Here is a 22,779-nt window from a genome sequence, read left to right as displayed (position 1 = left end):
GGAAGGGAAGGATTATATTTTTTGAGATTCAGCAGGAAGGAAATCATTCGGACTGCACTTCTATGATCGAGAGTGCCTGTTTTTTCGGAGATTTAAAACTGGTGAATATACTGAACCGAAGCACAATACCCTGCCGGTTGGCGGGGTATTTTTTATGTTACCAGAATTGAACAGTTCAATTTGTTTTCTCTGTTCCATGAATCAAATCTACAATTTTCGCTTCCAGTTGATCCGGCGGCAGCACATGGATCGCTTCTTTCAGTAAGCCTTTTTTCTCTATCAAAAATGTAGTGGGAACCAATACGACCCGGTAAGCTACCGCAGCATCACTATTGGAATCAAGCAATATTGGATAATTCAAATCATAATGGTTTACGAATTTGCGAACTTCCGCGATGCTGTCCTTCATGGTTACGTTGACTGAATAGAGATCGAATTGCGAGTTATATTTATCATGTATCTGTTTTAATACTGAAGCTTCTTCTTGACACTCGACGCACCATGATGCCCAGAAGTTAACAACCAGCGGCTTTTCCCTGGGACCGCCTACTTGATATATCTCCCCATCGAATCCTTCCAACTTAAGCACCGGAACCATACCGTGAGGCGTTATTTTAGCAGTGGTTTGATTGATCATTTTATTGTGAGCTTCATAACCGGCGTATAAAACCAATATGAGAGCTGCAACCAAAACTGTGATTGTCTTGATCATATTTTAAAACTTCTCCTTAGTGTCCAATGGATTGAGGTGCCCGGTCTCTAATAAACTACCACAGCATTATAAAAAAATAAAACAGATTATTCTCAGGTACAAATGGATATGTGCAGATGCGCGAACTATAGATTATATCTATAGTTCGCGCATTATTTGTATGGATTTTATTAATAGTACCTAAATATTTCATTAATATTCGAAAAACAATTGATGTTTATAATGAAGTAATTCTGTGTTTATGCACATGTTTCAATAGAGAGGGGGGCTTTCGTGAATTCTTTTCGAAGAAGCTTGCAGCTTCTTACAGCTGTTTTTTTAATTGTCATCTTGTTCGGATGCGGGCCAAACAATAAGGAGGCGGAAGCTCAGGTTACTGGTGCCGTGAAGGAAGACATACCGGTTGTAGTGCAGGCGAAGAAGGAATACCAGAAGCTGACGTTTGACGAGCTGTATTCTGATGTAGAGACAAAAACTCTTTCACATAAAACACAGGAGCTGTCGGGGCAGCCGGTTTTAATTGAAGGTTATATGGCCCCACCGCTTACAGCGGAAATTGAGTTCTTCGTGCTTACCCGTTACATGATGGAGCAATGCCCGTTTTGCGCAGCACTTGCGACGTGGCCGGCAGATATTGTTGTCGTCTATTTGCCGGAGGGAGAGCCAATGGAAGTGACGGACCATCCGCTTATCGTCAAAGGAAGGCTGGAGATTGGAGAATATAAGGACGAGCTAACCGGTTTTGTCAGCCTCGTGAGATTATATGCAGAGAAAATAGAGGTGCTTGAATAGTGCTGCTGATAAACCGGCTTGTCAAAACATATCTTTCTGAAAATAAGCCCGTTACCGTTCTATCCCTTACGTCTCTTGAGGTCCACGCCCAGCAAAAAATTGCCCTTGTCGGTCCGAGCGGGTGCGGAAAAAGCACACTGCTTAATATCATTGCTGGTATTGTCCGCCCCTCTTCAGGGCAAATCCGGGTACTGGATACGGACATTTTGCAGCTAAATGAAACACGGATGGACGCTTTCATAGCTGTCGGGCTTTACCAGAATCGCTGTTACACCCTGTTCCTCCTCATGTTCCTCCTCCATGTTTTGAGCTGAAGATATGTGCCTGCCGCGCCGTTTCCGAGCCCAAAACCACCTCAAACGGCTGTTATCCTCCAGCCTCACCTCCTTCAATTGGGCTTCGCTAACGATTCCTTCGAAATCGAACCACTCCGCCAGCACCTTGCCGGGGAAAACCGCTTGCGCTTCTTTACCTTGATTGATTTCCTGGTACAATGAACACCGCTGCGGCATTGGCTCTATCCAGACTTGCTTGGTGATGAACACCATCTTTCTTTCGGATACCCCGCTGGGCAATTTGGATTACTCCTTTTTTGAATCGTTGCGTAAAGATCCGAGAGTAGTACAAGCTGTGCCTTTCGCCATGGGAGATAATTACAAGGAAAAGGCTGCAATGGCGCTGGCTGGCTACCCTGTTATTCGGACTTATTCATGGCTTCGGGTTTTCCTATATCCTGCAGGGGATGCTGATCCGACCAGCATACCGAAAGGTTCACTGGTACGCTTCATATGCTTATATCAGACGGTATGAAGGAGGGTACGGCGCGATTGCCGGCCACGGGGAAGAGGAGCAGCACGCGGGAATCAGGCTGCCGATCAAACCGATAAAACAGACACCGAGGACGACAGCGTAAAGCTTGAATTGGAATACCGGCACAATTCCGATGCCTTGAACATCGGATAAGAAGGAAGTAAACCCAGGATGTTAATACGGGTACAGAGTATCATTATGTGGAGAACAGCAAGGCAAAGGCAGTTATCGGTACCACTGTGGGAGCAAATAACCGGGTTGGAGCGCTCGTGAAAAATACACCGGTAGATTTCGTATTGAAGGACTCGTTTCATAGGGAAACGCTCGATTGGTCGGGATTCCTATTGTCCGATACGATGCACGCAAACTGGCAAACTTCGGCAACTACGCAAAATTCATTTAATTTGGATACCATAGAAGTTAAGGAAGGAGACAAGGTGGTGGCCACCGGCGTATCCCAGGCGAATCCGAATCTTGCCGCACAAATGACCTACACCTTGCTTCCGGAATCGCCGATCATGAAGATCACGATTCATCTGGAGAATAACGGAACCAACAACTATGAGGGATTTTTGAATTACCAGATAGACCCCGACGAAGGACAACAATTGGCCTATTCGCCAGGGATAGGGTGGAGTGAAGTTTCCGGCGGCGATCCGGCGAAGCTGTTCACCAACAAAGAATGGACGGGCAATTATCTCTATGACGGCGATAAGAAATCGGACAGCACGGTGCCGGCGCACGGAATCGCTTGGCACGAGACCGAGCCGACCGGTATTAACGCACAAGGCTATATCGCCGGGGTTTGGTTCGATGCCAGCGTCAATGCCGGGTCCAGCCGGGATATTGTCGTGTACCATATTACCGACTATACGCTAGGGGCGGAAGGCTATTCCGCGATTGAGGGATGGGCGAATGCCATTCCCGATATCCAGGATGGAACCCTTAATTTGGCTAAAATTAACGGAACTGTATATGACGAGAATGGAACCGTCGTTTCCGGCGTCAAGGTTATTGCAAGAAATATCGATGCACAAGCTGTGAATGTGGCCGTCACAGACAATCAAGGCAATTATTCCATGTTTCTTCCCGCCGGGACTTATACGTTGACCGGCAACCGAATGGCATACAGCGATTCCTCCAACTCTGTTGAGGTAGACAATATTCAAGAGGCCTACAACGTCAACCTGTATATGGAAGCCATTACGGTAGCGGCAGGCACCGGAAAAGTCATTCCTGGAGGCTTTGCGGAAGGTACAGCCAGCGATATCGTCATGGAAAACCAGAAGATGGCAATGACCATTTCCAAGACATTCAACGACGACCAATTGATAGACGCTACCGTCGGCAAGCCGATCGATTTGGCGGCGCAAGGGGCAAAAGACGGATTAGATTGGATCAACTTGCCATTCGTAAGCCGTACTCAACCCGCAGGAGCACAAGCGTGGAATATACTGACAGTCAAAAATCAAAATGTGGAGATCGTTGCAAATGACGGCTCTCAAGCTATTGTAAGAGCAACCGGCACTGTAGAGGATACGATTCCATTCAATGTCGTAACCACCTACACTATGAAACCTGACGAAAACTGGGTTTTTGCTACGAGTGCAATCACCAATCCTTCGGACCAGCCTCAGACCGTATGGGTTGGAGATGCGATGAACATTGACGACAGCGGAAGAGGCTACTATGTGCCCGGAACAGGCATTGTTACGGGTCTCGGCTATTTCGAACCAAGCATGCCTTGGGTAGCAGCGTATGGAAATGAATCTGAAGCGTATGGATTGATTTACGAAGGCGATTTTGAAGGATTTACGGCATACGGCAATTCGGCTTGGATCGGCAGCCAGAAGCAGGTGACCATTCCTGCAGGCGAAACCTATCAGTTGAAGCGTTATATCGCGTCGCCCAGCACGGAAGGTTATGAAAACAAATACGATGCCATCTCTGACGTTTACGAGGAAATTCTTCATCGTAAAACGGGTATCGCATCCAACTTTCAGTTATCTCCCGAAGGCATTGTCCAAGCAGGGGATCAAGTAAGCGCCCAAGTATCTGTAACGAACGGGTCTGAGCAGCCTATCGACGGAGTAACTGCTAACTTGAAGTTATCGGCGAATATGTCGACAGATCAGGATTTGAAACAATCGTTTGGAACAATTGCTCCGAACAGTACAGTAACAATCGAGTGGCCATTGGATACACTGGACGGAGGCAGGGGTACGGCTGTCGTGGACGTTACTTATCAAGACAGTGTGATCTCTACCCAAACCAAACGAATTTTCGTAGAAGGCGCAGGATGGTATACGGGGGATAATCATTCCCACAGCAAATGGAGCGATGGCAGCGGTACGATTAACGATAATTTCACATCGGCTCGCAATAAAGGCTTGGATTGGTTGACGGCAACGGATCACAACAATGTTGGTCAACAGGTCGATGTTGCATTAGAAAATCGCGATGATTTTGTGGCGCTGTGGGGCGAAGAAATTTCAACACCTGGAGGGCACTCGCTTGCTTACAATATCAGCGATCTGATTGATTGGAATCAACCGGCGCAGCAATATATCGATGATACGAGAGCGAGCAATAACAACCAGGGACTTCACTATATTGCCCATCCTTTTTATCCGGGACTGGAGTGGGATAATTGGGACGTTGAAAATATAACGGGTCTCGAAATATGGAATGGCTTTTATCCGCCTATGCATCCCGTTAATATGCAAGCTGAAGCAAAATGGGATGAGCTTAATAAGCAAGGAAAACATGTCTACGGCATATCGAATTCGGATGCTCATAATCCAGGAAAAGTCGGAGCCAATTTCATTAGAGGCTATATGCCGGAACTAAGTAAAGAAAACATCTTAAATGTGCTTAGCAACGGGAACTACTACGGAACCAACGGTCCGCATGTAACGTTTAACATCAACGGCAAGATGATGGGTGAAGATCTAGGTGTTTCTGAGATCGGTGAGAACGTAAACCTTAATTTCAGCGGTTATTCGGAGATGGGTGTGACAAAGGTCCGCTTGATTAAAAACGGCGATGTCCTCCAGGAATGGACACCAAACGAAAACGATATCGCTGAACAGTTAAGCGTCCAGGCTGTTCCAGGAGATTTCTTCCGTTTGGAGCTTGAAGGAAATAACGGCCAATATGCGTTTACGAATCCAATCTTCATCAAACAAATGGCAGCCGAAGATACAACATTGAAGCAGTTGACACTGAGTGATGGCGACTTGTCACCGTCTTTCGATCCAAGCGTGACGGATTATGCTGCCAATGAGCTAATACGGTTAACAGTATCTCAGTAACCGCAGCGGTTTATGATGCGAAGTCATCCCTTGTGGTCAGTGCCAACGGTGTACCGGTCAGCGTTAGCAACGATGTGTACGGTCCAATTGACCTGAATGTCGGCAGCAACACGATCTCCTTCGAAGTGAAGGACGAGAATCAGACCAAGACAACCTATCAGGTAGTAGTGAACCGGGCAGCTGCAGTATCCGATGATGCTTCACTAAAGCAGCTGCAAATCGATCATACATCTGTCAATATCTCGGCAGACCAGACAGAGTACGCTGTAGGTGTAGGTAACAGTGTGAGTAGTGTGACTGTTACGGCTGCAGCAAATGATGCCGATGCTGCTCTTGAAATGAATGATGAAGCAGAAAATACAAAACTGATTAATCTTTCTGAAGGATTAAATATCGTTACGGTTAAAGTGACAGCGCAGGATGGAGCAACCCAGAAAATCTATACGCTAAAAATTACCAGGGCGCTCTCTCAAACGGCAACCGATACACCGGTGCAAGTATCCACAGATCCTTTGAGCCTGATCGTACCAAGTGGGGTAACCAATGCGAGCATACAAACCTTACCTGATATAACAGGTGACACGAAGCAAGCTATCCTGCCATTAGTGGAAGTGAAGGCAAATACTTCTCTTGGCGACATTAGTTTAAATATCCCTTCCGGAACTACAATTTCAACATCATCGGCCTGGGATGGAAGGATTAAATTGCCAGAGCTTCTATCCAATGACAGCGTAGTTGTAATCAACGGAACTGTAAGCTCCGTCATCGAAGTCGGATCACCTGATGTATCGCTGACCTTCGATAAAGCGGTAAGGCTTCTTATCCCGAACCATGCGGGTAAATTGGCAGGATTTGTACGAGATGGTATGCTTGTACCGATTACAAAATCGATCAGCGCGGATACCCAGGAAGCGGCAAATCAAGAGATTCCGGAAGGCGGGGAAGCTGCGATTTCCATCGGCGGCGATTTGGTGATTTGGACCAAGCACTTCACTAAATTCGTCAGCTATTCTTCTGTTCCCGTGATAGGCCAACCTGGAAACGGTGGTCCGACGAACGCGGGAGTGGTCATAAATGCTGCAGAAGGTGGAACAGTTACACTGAATGGGGCTAAGATCGTTATCCCTGCAGGTGCAAGCGATTCTGACATCAGTATTACTGTAGATAAAGTAATAAATACTGACGGTCTCTTCACAGATGCTGCTCTCAAGCTCGTAAGCAACGTCTATGAAATCAGGAAAGACAAAGATGGCGAATTTACGGAGGATGTTTCCATTACACTTCCATTTAATGGAGCAGAAGTAGATGAGACAAAATCAACAGTATCCATTTATTGGTTTAATGAAACAGAGAAAAAGTGGATTCCATTAGGTAATCCTCAGATTGACACTGGACAAAGTGTTGTAACCGGAACGGTAAATCATTTCACCAAGTTTGCTGTCCTGACCACAGATAAGCTTGTGAAACTTTCCGATATTCAAGGACACTGGGCCGAAAATAGCATCCGTGAACTGGTTGGGGCAGGTGTAATCAATGGATACCCTGATGGAACCTTCGCTCCAGACAGAAGCGTTAGCCGTGCTGAATTTGCAGTTATGGTGGTAAAAGCGTTTGGACTTGAGGATACAAGCGGGGAGACCTTTGCAGATATCGCCGGCCATTGGGCAAGAACATCAATTGAAACAGCACTTGCCCATGAAATCATCACTGGCTATAACGTCAACACATTTGGACCCGACGATCTAATTAGCCGGGAGCAGATGGCTGCTATGATTGTTCGTGCGGCTAAATTACCTGAGGGAACGATGCCGATGATGTTTACGGATTCCTCCATGATTTCTGAATGGGCAAAATCAGCAGTGGCTGCCGCAGTGGAACATAGTCTGATTACTGGTTATAAGAATATTTTCAGACCAAAAGTAAGTGCAACACGTGCTGAAGCGGTCACAGTTATCTTGAAAGCAATAAAGGAATAAAAGGTTTTAGAACAAAAATGCTGTCCCAAAGCAGTGAAAAACTGCTTAAAGGGACAGCATTTTTTTAACATTGAAACAGTGTAGTAGCAAAGGCGGCATGATGAAAGAAAGACCCGCTACCCTTGATAGATAAGGGTTTCCAGTCCTTCTAGGTGCTGTTTGGTCACCATCTGGTCAAGCTCGTTCAAAATTAGAGGCAGCATAAGTTCCCCGGAACTTATGTGCTGCCTCTTTTTCCGTTATCTTCGTTCGGGTAATAAGAATTAATGTCCGGCTGATTTATTTCGATCCGGGGAAATAGGTCTTCAAATCATCCAGCGTAATGGTATGCGGATGGTTGTACGTATGGCGCAGCTGCTCGTGGCTGGTGATAGCAGGATCGGTACAGAAACCTCCCCACCATGGCATGAACCACAGCCAAGGCGCTTGAGTTGCGAACATGAGATCAGGGTCCGGAACAGGACCGTTCTCCGTTAGAGCAATCGCTCTTTTGCCTTCCGTAAGGCGATGCATATATTCGAAGCCGCAGGTCAATGGCCCATAGTTACCGCCCTGGACATACAGATCGGCACCGGCAAGATCGATAACATCCATACCCGGAATCCATTCCGGATGCGGAGCATTCCACAGCCAGATAAGATTGTTCAGCTCATATTTGTTGGTGTAGAGGTCGTACATCCAGCGGAACAGTTTAATGAAAGGCTCAGCGCCCTGCGCGCCCCACCAGAACCATTTGCCTTCTGCTTCGTGCAGCGGACGCCATAGAACAGGAATGTTATGATCGCGCAGACGAGTCAGCTCCAGTGCAATGGCATCCATATCCTTCAAGATGGCTTCATGCTCCGGAGTTCCGGGAATCAGCGCCTTATTAAGATCGAAGTCGGTATCCTTGGTGTAGAAGGATTTGTCCGTACCTGCAAGAGGAGAGAACCAGTGCCAGCATATCTCGACAAGACCGCCGCCCTGTGCCCATTTAATGATTTGCTCGATAGTGCCTCTGTTATCAGCCACCTCATCGATGGCGCTTTGACTCCTATTCTTCGTCGTCGTGGCGTGAGAATAGCTTAGTAAATCAAAGCCCCTCATCGCCGGATATTTGCCGGTAACCTCATGAATGTAATCAATCTCGGGTCCCGCTGCTGCGCTGGTATGCTGGCCGGTAATGATTTTGCTGCCGTAGATGTCAGAGAAGAACTTCATAAGCGCTGCGGCTTCAGCAGAAGCATTAGGATTAGTAAGCTCGAAGGATGGCTTCGGTCTTGGAACTGTTTCGACTGCGGTTAGAATGAAAGCATCTACCTCAACCAGGCCGTAGTAGTGTTCAAGCTTGATTGTATGAGTGCCTTCCTTTAAGAAAATCGTGCAGGCGGCCAGGTTCTCGAAAGCATCGCTGGCTGTAAAATGCAAATGCCCATAAGCATATCCATCCACGTAAAGATTATTCGGTTTCGTTCCTTTAAGCGCAGCATAGCGGATGCTTAGCTCATAATGACCATCTTGCGGAATGCAGGCATCAATCTCAATGGAGTCACCGTTCTTGCCAAAACCAGTGACGTAGCCGGTACCTGAATATCCGGAAAGCTCAGTGGATAGGAAAGCTCCGTCTAAACGACCTTCTTCAGCTCCGATATGGAGTTTGGTATGGATGGGTTGGCTCACTATTCTTCCTCCTGAGTTGTGTAGGATTATACACGTGTTAATTTATTCATTTTATTATAATAAAACGTATTTATCAATTAAAATTAACTACCTTATTACTAACAATAGACTAACAAAATGTAATGAAAAAAGGCCGAAACGCCTTAAATCAAGACAGTCCGGCCATATGGCTGGTGTGAATTGGGGATGCAGCGGAGCGAAAAGCTAGTTATCCCGGGTCTCCTGCTGCTCCTTGGGTAAGTGCTGCTTAAGCGCCGCTTTCTTCGCCGTTAATTGTTTGGAGAGGTCAGCTTGCATTCGAGTAATGGCTTTTATCTCTTCGCTTAGTTTATTTATCCGCGTCATTTTACTGCTCAAATCGCTGTGCGATTGGCTTAATTTCATATCTCGTTCCAATTGCTTTATTTTGGAGCTGGTTTTTTCCTTCTTGTTCTTGGCGTTCAAACTGCTGCTTTCTAAGTCGGCGATTTCCCTTTGTAACCGACTGACAATCGCTTTCGTGAAACTGATCGACATTCGAGCACCTCATCATCATTTCGTGTGGCTGAGCATCATTCTACTATAATTACCGCGATTAAGCGAGCAGCTTCCTAATAAGGCGCTGTGGCTTTCGCTTTCGCGCATACCTGAAATTCTGAACCCCAAAAGCGAAAAATGAGGCCTTATCCCAGGGCGCACAGCCCGTTAGAATGGGAGTATAAGAAATGAAAGCACTTACATGAAAGTGCGAGATGGAGGTTTTTCAGCATGAGTGTCAACCTAAGCCGCGAGCTGCAGCTTAAGCAGCAGGTAAGCCGGGGAGAGAGAACCAAGAAGCTTCTGCGCAAGCTGGCTGCTCAGAGATACCTGCAGGTGATGGCGCTGCTTGGTGCCATATGGATGATTATTTTCAATTACATTCCGATGTATGGCGTCATTATTGCCTTCAAGGAGTACTCGATTATCCATTCGATTACCGATGCGCCGTGGGTTGGATTGGAGCATTTTCGCGAATTTCTGGATGATGATGAGCTGCCGGGTGTGATCTGGAACACGATCGGTATGAGCATGATCAAGCTCATTATCGGGTTCCCGCTGCCGATTATATTCGCTCTTTTTCTAAATGAGCTTCGTTCGCTCCGGTTGAAGAAGGCGGTTCAGACGATCTCCTATTTGCCCCATTTTCTATCCTGGGTCATTCTCGGCGGAATCTTGTCCACTTGGCTCGCTGATGTAGGGATCATCAACCATATTCTCATGGCGCTTGGCATCATTGATGAACCGATCAGCTACCTGGCAGAGCCAAGCTACTTCTGGTCGATTGTCATTACCTCCGATATATGGAAGGAGCTTGGCTGGTCAGCCATTATCTATCTCGCTGCCATGGCGGGCGTTTCTCCGGAAATGTATGAGGCGGCGACGATTGACGGTGCGGGACGGTTTCAGAAAATGTGGTTTATTACACTGCCGAGCATCAAGGGGACGATTACAATCCTGTTCATTCTTGCAGTCAGCGGCATTCTGAATTCGAATTTCGATCAAATTCTCGTCCTCCGCAATTCGCTTAACGAGAGCGCGAGCAATGTGATCGATGTGTATGTCTATCAGACAGGCATCTTAAGCAGCCGGTATTCCTATTCAACGGCGGTTGGATTGATTAAATCGTTAATTGCCTTATTGCTGCTGCTTATGGCGAACGCTGTATCGAAGAAACTGAACGACAATTCGCTATTTTAAAATAAAGGTGGTTGGCTTAAACGTGCTCACACTGAAAAGAAAAACCGCGGCAGAGGCCATCTTTGACGGCTTTAATATTATCGGGATGCTCATCATTTGTTTCCTTACGCTCTATCCGATCTGGTACGTGCTTGTCAATTCCTTCAACGAAGGCCAAGACGCGATGCGCGGCGGGATTTACTGGATTCCCCGTGTGCTCAGCCTGGACAGCTATAAAGCCGTATTCGGCAATGACGGGATTATGACGGCGATGGGCATTACCGTTGCGAAGACGGTCATCGGCACAGCGCTTCATGTATTCTTCACCGCGATGGTAGCCTATGCATTCTCCAGAAAAGAGCTCATCGGCCGTAAAATCTACATGCTGCTCGGTACCATTACGCTGTTCTTCGGCGGCGGTCTTATTCCATTCTACTTATTGATTCGTGATCTCCATTTGCTGGATAGCTTCTTCGTTTACATTCTTCCGGCGATGTTTAACTTCTTTGATCTCATCATCTTCCTCGCCTTCTTCCGGGAAATTCCGGCGGGACTTGAGGAAGCGGCCCGCATCGACGGGGCGAATGACTTCTCTATCTTCGTCCGTGTTATTATTCCGATCTCGATGCCGGTTATCGCTACGATTGCACTGTTCCATGGGGTTTACCAATGGAATGATTACTTCACCGGGATGATCTATATCAACAAGATGGAATTGCAGCCGATTCAAACGTATCTCTACCGGGTTATTGCACAATCGAGCTCCAATCAAATGATGGCGCAAATGCCCGGAGGAATCGGCAAGAGCGTCACGTCGCAGTCCATAAAGCTTGCGACAATGGTCGTAACGACGCTCCCGATCGTGTTTGTTTATCCGTTCCTCCAGAAGTATTTTGTCAAAGGCTTGATGATCGGCTCCATCAAGGGTTAGGTTTTTCGGTCTGATTGGACGGTAAAGACCTTAATTTTACACCTCGCCAACTGTCCAAAGCAGACCTTATAATAAGCACACAAAGGGGTAGAACGAATGAGAAAAGGTATAGTTCAAAGATGGTTCGTATTCACGACGATTATCGCCCTGGTCTTCACAATGGCGGCATGCTCAAGCTCGAATAACACGAATAATGATACGGCTGCTTCTAATGACGGCGGCAATAAAGCGGCTAACGACACAGCCAAGAATGCAGGCACTACAGCTGCAGTGGCGGACAAACCGGTTAATGCGGATGAGCCTGGCTGGAAGTCGGATACATCCCCGATTACGTTCGACTGGTATCTTAACTTCTCGTGGTTCCCTAATAAATGGGGCGTCGATGCAACATCGCAGTACATTACGAAGAAAACCGGCGTGAATGTCAACTTTATCGTTCCTGCAGGTAACGAGAATGAGAAGCTGAATACGATGATTGCTTCCGGTACGCTTCCGGATTTCATTACGCTCGGCTGGTCCGAGGATGGCGTCAAGAAAATGATCGAAGGCGGGCTGGTAGAGCCGCTCAACAAGCTGGCTGATCAATATGATCCGTATTTCTTCAAGGTTGCCGACCCTGCGAAAACCTCTTGGTACACACAGCAGGACGGCAATATTTACGGTTATCCGAATGCATCCTCATCACCGAAAGATTTTGAGAAATATGCACGCGAATACACATCGAATCAAACCTTTGTGGTACGAAAAGATATGTATGAAGCGATTGGCTCACCGGATATGCGGACACCCGAGGGATTCCTGAGTGCGCTCAAGCTGGCTAAAGAGAAGTTCCCGGATGTGAACGGACAGCCGCTCATCCCGCTTGGTCTTCATGAGTTCGGCGACACGGGCAATTACTCGCTGGAGGGCTATCTGCAGAACTTCCTTGCCGTACCTTATGAGAAAGGCGGCAAGCTCTACGACCGCGTGACAGATCCGGAATATGTGAGCTGGCTCAAGACTTTCCGCAAGGCGAACGAAGAGGGTCTGCTGGCCAAAGACATCTTTATCGATAAACGTCCGCAGATGGAGGAGAAAATTGCCCAAGGCCGTTATTTCGCGATGCTGTACCAGCGCAGCGACTTTACCGCTCAGCAAAATGCATTGTTCGCAAATGATCCAAACTCCGTCTATATCGCGGTCGACGGACCGGCGAATTCACAGCAGGCCGCACCAACCTTGTCAGGACCGGGTATCTCCGGCTGGACGGTAACCTTGATTTCCAAAGATGTGAAGGATAAAGCAAGAGCGATTCGTTTCTTGACCTATCTGATCAGCGAAGAGGGCAATAAGGATCTGTTCCTGGGCGAGAAGGGTGCAACTTACGACGACATTGACGGCAAAGAACAGTTCAAACCGGAAGTGCTTGAGCTGTTGAACAAAGACCGCTCCGCTTTCGATAAGAAATACGGCGCTTCGTACACCTTCTGGATGCTGATGGATACGAACATGAACTTGAAATGGGCACCGCCAAGCGTTGAGCCGTCCAAACAGCTGGAGGACTGGACAAAAGGGAAAACGACGAGCTTCTCCCAATTTGACCAAATCAATCCGACAGGCAACTCAGAGGAAGGCATTGCGAATACCAAAATCGCAACGGCATGGGGTAAAACGCTGCCGAAGCTGCTTCTCAGCAAGAGCGATGCGGATTTCGATAAAGTCTTCCAAGAGTTCTTGGATAAACGCAAATCAGCAGGATTTGATAAGGTTCAAGCCTACCAGCAGAAGAAATACGAAGAAAATGTAGTGAAGCTCAAAGAGTTTCTAAACTAATCAGCTAAGTAAAATCAGGGCAGTAGTTTAATAGACAGCCGGCAGTTCGAGCCTGGCGGGAGACGGTGCAGCAAGCCGCTTCCTGCAAAGGGGGAAACTGCCGGCTTTAATGCCCGTTACGGGGTACTTCTGCTGTGCCTGATAACACCCGGCGAGTTGGCTTTTGCTTGTGGAGGCCTCTATCGTACACTAGTCCCGGAAGTGATCCTCTTGCGAAGAAGAAGACTGAGCACCGCTATGCAGCATCTATTGTTTAGGCTGGAACAGCTTTCACTGCAGACGCGGCTGTTCGTTGCTTATATCCTCATTCTGCTAGTCCCAAGCCTGCTCATTTCCTTCTATATCTTTAATCAGCTGAATGCCAATTATATGAAGGATGTCGTGAAGAAGAATGAGAATGAGCTGGAGATCGAGCACGTCAACATCAATAACAATATTGAAACGATGGAGAGGGCCGCGCAGCTGTCTATATCGGACAAAGAGGTACTCTATTATTTGGAGCGAAGCAGCGAGCCCAATGCAAGTGAATTGATCGAGTTCGATACGACGGCGGTCTCCAATATTTTGCGGCTCCAATTTAATAATCCGAATATTGAGCATATCCGCCTGTACACCAACAATGAGCGGATTAATGAATTATGGCCGGTTATTCTGAGGGAAGAACGGATCGACACGGAGTCATGGTATAAGGCTGTCAATGATCTGAATGGCTTGGAATTATGGCATTTTGACCGGCTCGACCGTGAGCCGATTCGCCCGATCGCCCCGGATGACAAAGAGTCGAGACCTAAGATTGCCCTGCTGCGCGAGATCGAATATCCGGCTGGCCGGCATGTGGGCATTATGGAAGTGGATATGCTGATGACGAATTTCTTCCAAAGTGCCTACAGGGGGACGAATGAAGGGCAGTCACAAATGTTTATTATCGACCGCGAAGGGAAGCTGTTCCGCAATACGACGAATTCCTTTGCACAAGAGGCAGGACTGACGGACGCCATCATTCACAGCGAGCTGAAAAAGCATGTACAGCAGCAGCAGAAGAATTTTCTGTTTGAAGTCAATCACGTTCCGTTTCTTGGCGTCTTCGTGCACATCGACAAGATTGACGCGTATGTGCTGAATGTGGTTTCTCTTCAGAATGTCTTTCAGGACATTAATAAGACGCGTAATAAAATTATTATAGCGTATATTATTTTGCTGATTATTCTATCGATCTCGACGTATTTTCTGAACTCGCTCATTCTGAAGAAGCTGCTAGTCCTGGCAGAATCCATGAAGAAGGTCAGGCAGGGCGATTTTAATATCGACCTGAAGATTCGCGGCGGCGGCGAGGTAGGCGAGCTTGCCCATCATTTTCGTAAAATGCTGAAGAAAATTAACGAGCTGATCGCAGAGGCCGTGACGAAGAAAGCGGTATCCAAGGAGACGGAGCTTCGCACCCTCAAGAACCAGATCGATTCTCATTTTCTCTACAACACGCTCGAAAATATTAAAATGCTAGCGGAAATTGAGAATCAGCGGGTCATCTCCGATACGCTTACTTCGCTGGGCGGGATGATGCGCTACAATTTGAAATGGACGAGTGAATATGTGCGGATGCGCGATGAGCTCAGTCATATCACGAACTATATCTCCATTATGAATGTGAGATTCGACAATAAAATAAGCTTGAAGCTCGATATTGCGCCAGGCGACCTCGATCAGGAGCTGCTCAAAATGTCGCTTCAGCCCATCGTAGAAAATTCGATCAAGCACGGGATGAAATTTTCCCCTTCTAAGGGACGAAATATGGAGCTTTCCATTCGGGCTGTTGTTGTGGATGATACGATGATTGTAGAAATTTCGGATAACGGGATCGGCATGTCCGGGGAGAAAACGGCGGAATTAAACCGGAAGATCTCGCGGGAGGAGCCGGAGCTTACGATTAGCGATTGGAAGTCGCAGCGGCCGGAGAACCAGGATGAAGGGAGCGGGATTGGACTTCGGAATGTGAACCAGCGGCTGCAGCTGTTCTACGGCAGGGAGTATGGCTTGTCTGTTGAAAGCGCGGAAGGGGAGTATACCCGCGTTGTTATGAGAATCCCTTACTTTATATGGAGCGGAGGCGTTTCAGGATGAGAACCTTATTAATGGTGGATGACGAGAGGAATATCAGGCTGGGACTTAAAGCGATCATTGATAGGGAGTATCCGGGTGAATACAGCTGCCTCTTCGCAGAGGACGGCGAGGAGGCTCTTCGCCTCATACGCAGCAGCGCCGTTGACATCGTGATCACCGACATTCGCATGCCTGGCATGGACGGCCTTACGCTAATACGCGAAATGCTTGCTGGTGATCAAAAGCCGGCGGTTATCATTCTGAGCGGCTTCGATGATTTTCAATATGCGAAGGAAGCCATTCAATACGAGGTCAAGGAATATCTGCTCAAGCCGATTGTGAAGGAGGAGCTCTTCCATGCGCTGCAGCGGGTGGAGCGGGACCTGTCCAAGCGCGCGGAGCTGTCGATGCGATTGGAGGAGGCCGACCACTACCGGGATGAGCTGCTGGTCAGCCAGCTGAACTATATTTTCGTGCACGGCGATATGGGGGAAGGGGAGATTATGCAGCGCTGTGCTAAGGTCGGGCTGGATGCGGCGTTCGAGAACGGCTATTATATCGGGCTGCTGAAGCTGCATGAAGGAATCGGAAACGAGAATGGTAAAGTGTCGGAATTTTTGGCTGCTTCCCGGTTTTCTTCGTATGGCGTACATGTCGCATTTGAGGATAAGGACGGCAGACTCGTCGTAATTGCGCAGCAAGAGCAGCTGTTCGGAGAGCTTCTTGTCTTTCTAAAGGAGCAGCGAATGACCGGCTCCATCGGATTAAGCGGGCGAATGCTACAGACCAAACAGATGAAGCAGGGCTACGGGCAGGCCAGAGAAGCGCTGAAATATGGACTGCTTCAAGGGGATGCCGAGTGGGTTGTTATTCGTCATGATCAGCTTAACAACCGATTGCAGGAGTGTCGTATTCCGGTGGAGGATATCCGTAAGCTTGCGAATATGCTCGGTACGGACCGGGATAAGGAAATGCGGACGCTGCTCCATGATTTGCTGGACGCCAAGAAAATTATGAATGGCGACATCGCTTATCTGGAAGAAATCAGCAGGCAGCTGAATGAGCTCGTATTTGATCAAGTGTTTAACCGCTTTGGAGAAGAATCCGTTGAGATTCTGCGCATGTACAAGAAGGCAGGCAGTATTTATAATTTTGAGACGATTCATCAATACATTCATCATGTGGAGGATCTGCTGCTGCGTCTTAATGATTATATCAAGAACCTGCGGTCGGTTTATGTCGAGCATCGGGAAATGAAGAACGCGGTGCGCTATATCCAAGAGAATTATTATACGGATTTGAATATGGCGTCTGTATCCAATCATGTCTCCCTCAATTATTCGTACTTCAGCCAGACGTTCAAGGAGTTTACGGGAGAGAGCTTCGTTGTGTATCTGAAGCGGGTGCGCATTCAGAAGGCCAAGGAGCTGCTGGAGCAGACAGATGACAAAATTTACGAGATCGGCGCGCGTGTTGGATTTGAGAGTGCCAAGCAGTTTAACCGCGTGTTCCGGGAGCTGGAGGGCATCTCTGCCATGGAGTACCGCTCCAAGCATGCGGCTCATAAGATTCTTTAATGAAAGAATTATACAGTCGGTATAAAGAAGATATAATACGGGTGGTTTTGCGGCAGAGCAGAATCAGAAGGGTATCTGATAAAACGATCAAATTGATTCATGAGCGGCTTCATGAAAAGATCACATTCAAAAGCTTGGCCGCAATAGTCTGCAGGCCAAATTGCAGCATCTGAGAGAAGCTGCAAAGCGTGGGCTTGGTTTAAGGTCGAGTGAAGAATCTGAAGGCAGCAGCCAGCCGGTTGATGAACAGTCGAAGAGGCCTGCGCACCGGGTGCGCAGGTCTCTTTGTGCATCATGGCACTAGTTCGAGTAGAACGATAACCCGCCGACGACGGCGTAGGTTGACGGCGCTTCCAACCGGTACGTGCCTAGCGGCTGGCCCGATGCCAGCGTGGTGTTCAGCGAACTGCTTTGAAAATTATTATTGTTAATCATGTTATCATAGCGTTTGATTGAGAACGCGAACGTATAACGCAGGTTAAATTTAATAAAGGAGGCTCCGAACAAACTAAAAGCGCTTTCAAGCAGCATGAATCATTAAACATTAATCGGAGTGTTGTATGAAACGTATATTTTGAAGGATCTTCAGATTCCACCACATGGACAACGCTTTCAGACCAAAGTAATTCAGCCTCTACAAATCAGAATCAGACTTTGACTTTATTAGCTAGCAATATTAGATATGTAAAGATAACGTTTAATTCTATTGGAGGCGGTAATTGGGCAAGTTTTTATGACTGTAATGTATACGGTTCCAAAACTGCAGATAAAAATGTTGCTTTAAATGCAGTCGCATTTGCAGACAGTGAAGGACTGTCAAATCGTGCAAATTTTGCGGTCGATGGTGACACAGCTACAAAATGGACTTGAATGCTAAAAAGTATGCAACAGACAAACAAAATGTATTTCAAAGACTACTATTACTATAATTTACCGAATACCTGGAGCAGTACCCTTGGGTTTTTAGATTGTGTGAAAGTATATCATGCAAAGCAGCGTGGTTCAAAATGGATTGAGTAACGTAGGGTTTGAAGCAAAGACAGATCAATAATAAGATGACAAGAAAATCCCAGCCCTCTAAAGGAAAAGATAAATAAAGAAAGTAAAGGCCTCCCGCATGCAGCCGATGCGTTTGGAGGCCTTTTGTTTGGTTGTTATTAGGTACCGGTGCCTATGAACAATTTACCATATTTATACAAATTAGTTCTCGATGATGCACGTATAGCAGAAGGGATTGTCCGGCACAAGCGCGTTATAGCGTGCCTGTTGTTGGTAATGAGTCATGGATTATTTCATTTTCCTGGCTATATCCAATACCTCGCGGCCAATTCCCAGCTTGTAGCCGGTTGAGAAATAACGAATCCGGTCTTCCGTGTCCAGGACAAGCACAGCCGGGAACTCCAGAGATGGGCTTATATCCAAGCTATCGGTAAGAGCATTTAATCCGCTGTACCTGCGGTCCTTATGGAAGGAAGCCTGCCGAGGGAGGGAAGTATCCCGGTACAAGGCGAAGGATGCTGTCAGCTTATCCTCCCCAGCAGCCAGTACTATAGGGCCGCCCCATTCATCAAATTCATCGGAGAGCTCTCTAAGCTCGCGCAGCAGATGCTTCGACGGCTCCCGGTCAGGCTCGATCCAGGCGACAACCGCGCCATACGATTCCACTGCTTGATCCAGCTGGATTTCAGGCAGGAATAAAGCGGTTTTCATTGCCTCATCGGCTGTGCCCAGGACAGGGATTTCAGCATCCTTCTTGCGGAAGATCAGCCCAACCTCCGTTGTTTCTCCTGCTTGAACATGGAAATAAGTAAGGCGCACCATTGCCGTTCCATCCTGCAATCTTGTACCGGTTGTCAGGCGGTAACGGCCCTTCAGAACCTCTATGGGAAGGTCGAAACCGTCTTTTTTGCCAAATGGCAGCGTCAGTGTCTTGAATAGGCCTTCCTCCCAGCGCGCAAGGGTAAAGTTGTTGGAATAGACGGCTTCCTGTTCCGACGCGGAAGCATCCCTGATCAGTTGGATGTAGCCGGAGGATGGACCTTGAAGCGCAGAAGAAGCATCGTCCCCGGATGAAACCGCGAATTGAACATCCGTCCATATGCCGCTGCTCCAGTACTGCGGCCATCGGTCATCCGGGTGTAATCTCGCGGGAATACCGAGGCTTCTTGCAGCTGCTGTAAGCATAATATGCAGACAGAGCCGGTCGCCCTTTAACAGTTCAAAGCTGCCTATCGGAGTAGAGGAACCATTAAAATAGTTCATATCCTCGATGATTTCATATTCACCGGCTATACGGTCATATAGAGTTTGCGGCTCCTCCCGGAAATGGGCTTGATCCTCCTGAGTGAAGCTTTGCTGAAACCGCTGCTTGTAAGGAACGATCATTTCATAATGAATGCGCGGGCAAAGCAGATAAGAGGCAAAGATCTCCGGACCATGCTGTTCCAGGAATGGAAGCGAACCGCTCAGATGATCGTTAAGGGCAGGGCGGAATGTATCAGTCAGATCCTTGGCGTTCAGCGATTCCAGCAGCTTCAGCGGCCAATTCCCGTGCAGAGGGGTTTGTTCCTGCAGGAACAAGGCAAGCTCATGGCTGTTTCCTCTAGCTTTGCTTATCACGGCCCATACCCGGTCTGCCGGCAAAGACAGCTTCTCCGCAAGCCGGGCAGTCTCTTCCTCACTCATGAAGGTGGCTTCATAGGCGGACCGGATCCTCGCACCATCCTGAATCCGTTCATTATTACGCAGCTGCTCGTGCTCCGGGACGTTCTCCTTCGCCGATTCTGCAGCGGGAAGAGGCGGAACCATATCGAACTCCTGTACCAGGCCGTCAATTTCCTGCTCAGAAGTGAGATAGATGGTAAACTCATCCCCATCAGCAGGGTTGATGAGCATGGAATTCCAGGCTGTATCGCTGGCGGCATGAATATACAGATTCCCAAATCCTGTTGTCAGGGATACCTGCAAGGCAGCGTCGCTCTGCTTGGTAACGATGGTTGAAAGCTCAGCGAAGTTATACAGCTGGAAGCTGATCTTCGCTGCTGCCGGGGTTCCATCCGGATAAACGGCATTCACTTTTATGGTTTTGCTGGGTGCATACTGGTTCAGTAAATTAATTTCGGTATACCAGGGATGAGCGAGCGTGATTTCTTCAGGTCCCGGGTAATTGGAAGGAACCCTGGTGTTCACGAGCATCGCTCTTGCGGCCGGCGCCTTGAACCAGCCTTGGTCGAGCCGTGCCTCCGGTTCGCATGCGCCTAGAAAACGCCATGATTGTCCATCCCATGCTTCAACCCAGGCGTGATTGGAGTCGCAATGCGCCCACCGCGGGGTATAGCACTGTCTGGCAGGAATTCCTAAACTTCGCAGAGCGGCTACTGCCAAGGTGGACTGTTCTCCGCATCTTCCGAGTGTGGTGCGCATTAAGGTCAGGGGAGAGACGGTGCGCGGGTCATTGCCGGTATAGGTTGCCCGCTCATGGCACCAGTAGTTGGTTTCCAGTATCGCATCGGTTAACCCGAGTCCCTTCACACGCTTGAACAGCTGCTTAAACAACAAGCCGCGGCTGTCCTCGATATTCTCATTGTTGACCCGGTAAGGGAGAACAAAATGAACAAACAGATGCTCAGGTACCGACTTGCCCCAAGGCACCAGTCCGCGGATCTCCAAGGTTGTACGAACGTGGCTCAAGAATAATTCGCCGTTATAATCGGCCAAATCATTTAAGGGCATGTAAGCGTATAACATTTGAAGCAGAAAACGTTCTTCTTCGGTTAAAGCTTCATCGAATACGCGGAAGAGCTGGTCATGTCTGGATTTCGCGAGCTTTTTCTTGTATTCGAATTTGTGCAGGACGGTATCCTTCCAGGTTGAATCCAATACATAACGGTCATTCATCGCTTTGATCGCTCCCTTATGCGTGATTTAATGATTTGGTATATTTAATTTGCATTATAATCTTGAAATTTGATATAATCAATGGTGAATGTGAATTTTTGAGCGGACTGGAAGTGAGTTTATATGCAAGCCGACAATAAGCCGCTGTACATGGTTATTATGGAGGGACTTAAAGAAAAAATCAGATCCGGGGAGTATGTGCCTGACCAGCAGCTGCCGACAGAAGTTGAACTGGCGGAGCAATCCGGCGTCAGCCGGATTACATCCAAGCGGGCGCTTATCGAGCTGGAGCGCGAAGGTTTGATCTATCGGATCCGGGGGAGCGGGAGCTATGTAAAAAAGCAAGAGGGGTTCTCAGCGGCCGATCCGGGTCCTGTTCATTCCAATTCAAATCGGATTATTTCCATGATACTGCCTTATATGGCGACAAGTGAGCTGGATATCATTAAAGGGGCTTCGGACTATCTGGATGCCAAGGGCTATTACTTAAGCATTCATGACAGCGATTGGAGCAAGGACAAAGAAAAAGATCTGCTGCTCAGGGTTCCGAAGAACGGGCCAAGCGGCATTATTTTGTATCCCATCAGCACGATCAGCAATGTTGATTTGATTCATGCCATCCATTGGAATGACTATCCGATCGTGACGATTGACCAATATTTTGAGAGTTTGCCGATCACGAGCGTTGTCTCGGACAATTTTGAGGGCGGCTACATGACGGCCAAGCGGCTGATTGAGCTCGGACATGACCGAATTGCTTTTGTTTCCAGCATCAGCATTGGATTCCGCAGCTCTGTCCGAGACCGATACCAGGGCTACTGCAAGGCGCTGAAGGATCATAAGATCCCGATCGATCCCGAGCTTGTGGTGACGGATTTCTACCGGGACGTCAGTCCCTCCAATGCGAAGGCCTTCTATAAAGCAATGATTACGAAGCTCACTCAGTCCGGAGTGACAGCCATCCAGGCCGAGCATGACCATCTTGCTGTGGAGCTTCTCAAGAATGTGCTGGAGATGGGGATTGCGGTCCCGGAGCAGCTGTCGATTGTGGGATTTGACGATCATTTGATTGCCCGGCATGTTGAGGTGCCGCTCACGACAATCGCCCAGAACTATAATGAAATTGGCCGCAAGGCGGCCGAGTTGATCGTTCGCCTGATTGAGAGGACAGACACTGCGCATCATCATGTCAAGGTTCCTGTCCGCTGGGTGGAAAGGGATTCAACGGCTGCCCCATCCGATATTCTGACGGTGCAAGGACAGTCCTGACAGCGGTTCAAAGCCCGCAGCTGAAATGAGAATAATGAAATCATAAACCGCTGACCGCCATGGTCAGCGGTTTTTTAACATTATTGAGTATAACAAAGTATGGAGCTCGATAAATAAAGTATATTCCATATTTACAAAAAATAGATGTCCGATTATAATAACTTTTGTAAGCGATGATTAAGGCATATCTAATTACATAAAGGGAAACGGCGAAGGCCGTACTTGGCAGCTAAGGAAT

At 47.8% G+C, this 22,779-nt stretch carries 17 protein-coding genes; 11 read left to right on the top strand and 6 right to left on the bottom strand.

The features are described from left to right. Positions 1-175 precede the first annotated feature (175 nt). A complete protein-coding gene (locus ACFPYJ_RS11205) occupies positions 176-712 on the bottom strand; it encodes a TlpA family protein disulfide reductase (protein ID WP_379188210.1) in 537 nt (178 codons plus the stop codon). Between the two features lie 273 nt (positions 713-985). On the opposite strand from ACFPYJ_RS11205, the gene ACFPYJ_RS11200 reads away from it, so the two are divergent. Together ACFPYJ_RS11200 and ACFPYJ_RS11195 are read left to right on the top strand one after the other, a co-directional pair. Further along, positions 986-1,504 (top strand): hypothetical protein, encoded by a 519-nt coding sequence (locus ACFPYJ_RS11200; protein ID WP_379188209.1) that lies wholly within the window; start codon positions 986-988, stop codon positions 1,502-1,504. After that, positions 1,504-1,818 (top strand): ATP-binding cassette domain-containing protein, encoded by a 315-nt coding sequence (locus tag ACFPYJ_RS11195; protein ID WP_379188208.1) that lies wholly within the window; start codon positions 1,504-1,506, stop codon positions 1,816-1,818. Before ACFPYJ_RS11200 ends, ACFPYJ_RS11195 begins: the two co-directional genes overlap by 1 nt. On the opposite strand, the gene ACFPYJ_RS11190 is transcribed toward ACFPYJ_RS11195, so the two are convergent. Continuing rightward, entirely contained in the window at positions 1,717-2,079 is a 363-nt protein-coding gene (locus tag ACFPYJ_RS11190; protein ID WP_379188286.1) for a hypothetical protein, read from the bottom strand. The two genes, ACFPYJ_RS11195 and ACFPYJ_RS11190, sit on opposite strands and share 102 nt — an antisense overlap. A gap of 53 nt (positions 2,080-2,132) precedes the next feature. On the opposite strand from ACFPYJ_RS11190, the gene ACFPYJ_RS11185 reads away from it, so the two are divergent. From ACFPYJ_RS11185 to ACFPYJ_RS11175, 3 genes are all read left to right on the top strand, one after another. Continuing rightward, positions 2,133-2,417 (top strand): HupE/UreJ family protein, encoded by a 285-nt coding sequence (locus ACFPYJ_RS11185; protein ID WP_379188283.1) that lies wholly within the window; start codon positions 2,133-2,135, stop codon positions 2,415-2,417. A gap of 97 nt (positions 2,418-2,514) precedes the next feature. Beyond that, positions 2,515-5,628: a CehA/McbA family metallohydrolase gene (locus ACFPYJ_RS11180; RefSeq protein ID WP_379188207.1), complete on the top strand. Its 3,114-nt coding sequence runs from the start codon at positions 2,515-2,517 to the stop codon at positions 5,626-5,628. A 32-nt stretch (positions 5,629-5,660) separates the two neighbouring features. After that, positions 5,661-7,604, top strand: coding sequence for an S-layer homology domain-containing protein (locus ACFPYJ_RS11175; RefSeq protein WP_379188206.1), 1,944 nt, complete (start codon positions 5,661-5,663; stop codon positions 7,602-7,604). A 279-nt stretch (positions 7,605-7,883) separates the two neighbouring features. Here the strand turns inward: ACFPYJ_RS11175 and ACFPYJ_RS11170 are convergent, their stop codons facing one another. Continuing rightward, a complete protein-coding gene (locus tag ACFPYJ_RS11170) occupies positions 7,884-9,263 on the bottom strand; it encodes a glycosyl hydrolase (protein ID WP_379188205.1) in 1,380 nt (459 codons plus the stop codon). A gap of 204 nt (positions 9,264-9,467) precedes the next feature. Beyond that, positions 9,468-9,779 (bottom strand): hypothetical protein, encoded by a 312-nt coding sequence (locus tag ACFPYJ_RS11165; protein ID WP_379188204.1) that lies wholly within the window; start codon positions 9,777-9,779, stop codon positions 9,468-9,470. Positions 9,780-10,010: 231 nt separating this feature from the next. On the opposite strand from ACFPYJ_RS11165, the gene ACFPYJ_RS11160 reads away from it, so the two are divergent. The 5 genes from ACFPYJ_RS11160 to ACFPYJ_RS11140 all read left to right on the top strand — a co-directional run bounded on the left by ACFPYJ_RS11160 (position 10,011) and on the right by ACFPYJ_RS11140 (position 17,375). Further along, a complete protein-coding gene (locus ACFPYJ_RS11160) occupies positions 10,011-10,979 on the top strand; it encodes an ABC transporter permease (protein WP_379188203.1) in 969 nt (322 codons plus the stop codon). An 85-nt stretch (positions 10,980-11,064) separates the two neighbouring features. Then, positions 11,065-11,889: a carbohydrate ABC transporter permease gene (locus tag ACFPYJ_RS11155; RefSeq protein WP_379188282.1), complete on the top strand. Its 825-nt coding sequence runs from the start codon at positions 11,065-11,067 to the stop codon at positions 11,887-11,889. Positions 11,890-11,985: 96 nt separating this feature from the next. Continuing rightward, entirely contained in the window at positions 11,986-13,701 is a 1,716-nt protein-coding gene (locus ACFPYJ_RS11150; protein WP_379188202.1) for a type 2 periplasmic-binding domain-containing protein, read from the top strand. A 210-nt stretch (positions 13,702-13,911) separates the two neighbouring features. After that, entirely contained in the window at positions 13,912-15,819 is a 1,908-nt protein-coding gene (locus tag ACFPYJ_RS11145; protein ID WP_379188201.1) for a cache domain-containing sensor histidine kinase, read from the top strand. Next, positions 15,816-17,375 carry a response regulator transcription factor gene (locus tag ACFPYJ_RS11140; protein WP_379188199.1) on the top strand — a complete coding sequence of 520 codons (1,560 nt, stop codon included), beginning with the start codon at positions 15,816-15,818 and terminating at the stop codon, positions 17,373-17,375. The genes ACFPYJ_RS11145 and ACFPYJ_RS11140 overlap by 4 nt, the downstream gene beginning before the upstream one ends. 300 nt (positions 17,376-17,675) lie before the next feature. Here the strand turns inward: ACFPYJ_RS11140 and ACFPYJ_RS11135 are convergent, their stop codons facing one another. Both ACFPYJ_RS11135 and ACFPYJ_RS11130 read right to left on the bottom strand, forming a co-directional pair. Beyond that, on the bottom strand, positions 17,676-17,906 hold the full coding sequence (locus tag ACFPYJ_RS11135) for a hypothetical protein (protein WP_379188197.1): 231 nt from the start codon (positions 17,904-17,906) through the stop codon (positions 17,676-17,678). 756 nt (positions 17,907-18,662) lie between these two features. Next, positions 18,663-21,272, bottom strand: coding sequence for a transglutaminase-like domain-containing protein (locus ACFPYJ_RS11130; protein WP_379188196.1), 2,610 nt, complete (start codon positions 21,270-21,272; stop codon positions 18,663-18,665). A gap of 123 nt (positions 21,273-21,395) precedes the next feature. Here ACFPYJ_RS11130 and ACFPYJ_RS11125 point away from each other — a divergent pair, with 123 nt between their 5' ends. Then, a complete protein-coding gene (locus ACFPYJ_RS11125; protein ID WP_379188195.1) occupies positions 21,396-22,541 on the top strand; it encodes a GntR family transcriptional regulator in 1,146 nt (381 codons plus the stop codon). Positions 22,542-22,779 lie beyond the last annotated feature (238 nt).

The organism is Paenibacillus solisilvae, assembly GCF_042656405.1.
Classification (GTDB): domain Bacteria; phylum Bacillota; class Bacilli; order Paenibacillales; family Paenibacillaceae; genus Paenibacillus_Z; species Paenibacillus_Z solisilvae.
This window is presented reverse-complemented; position numbering and strand designations above follow the sequence as displayed.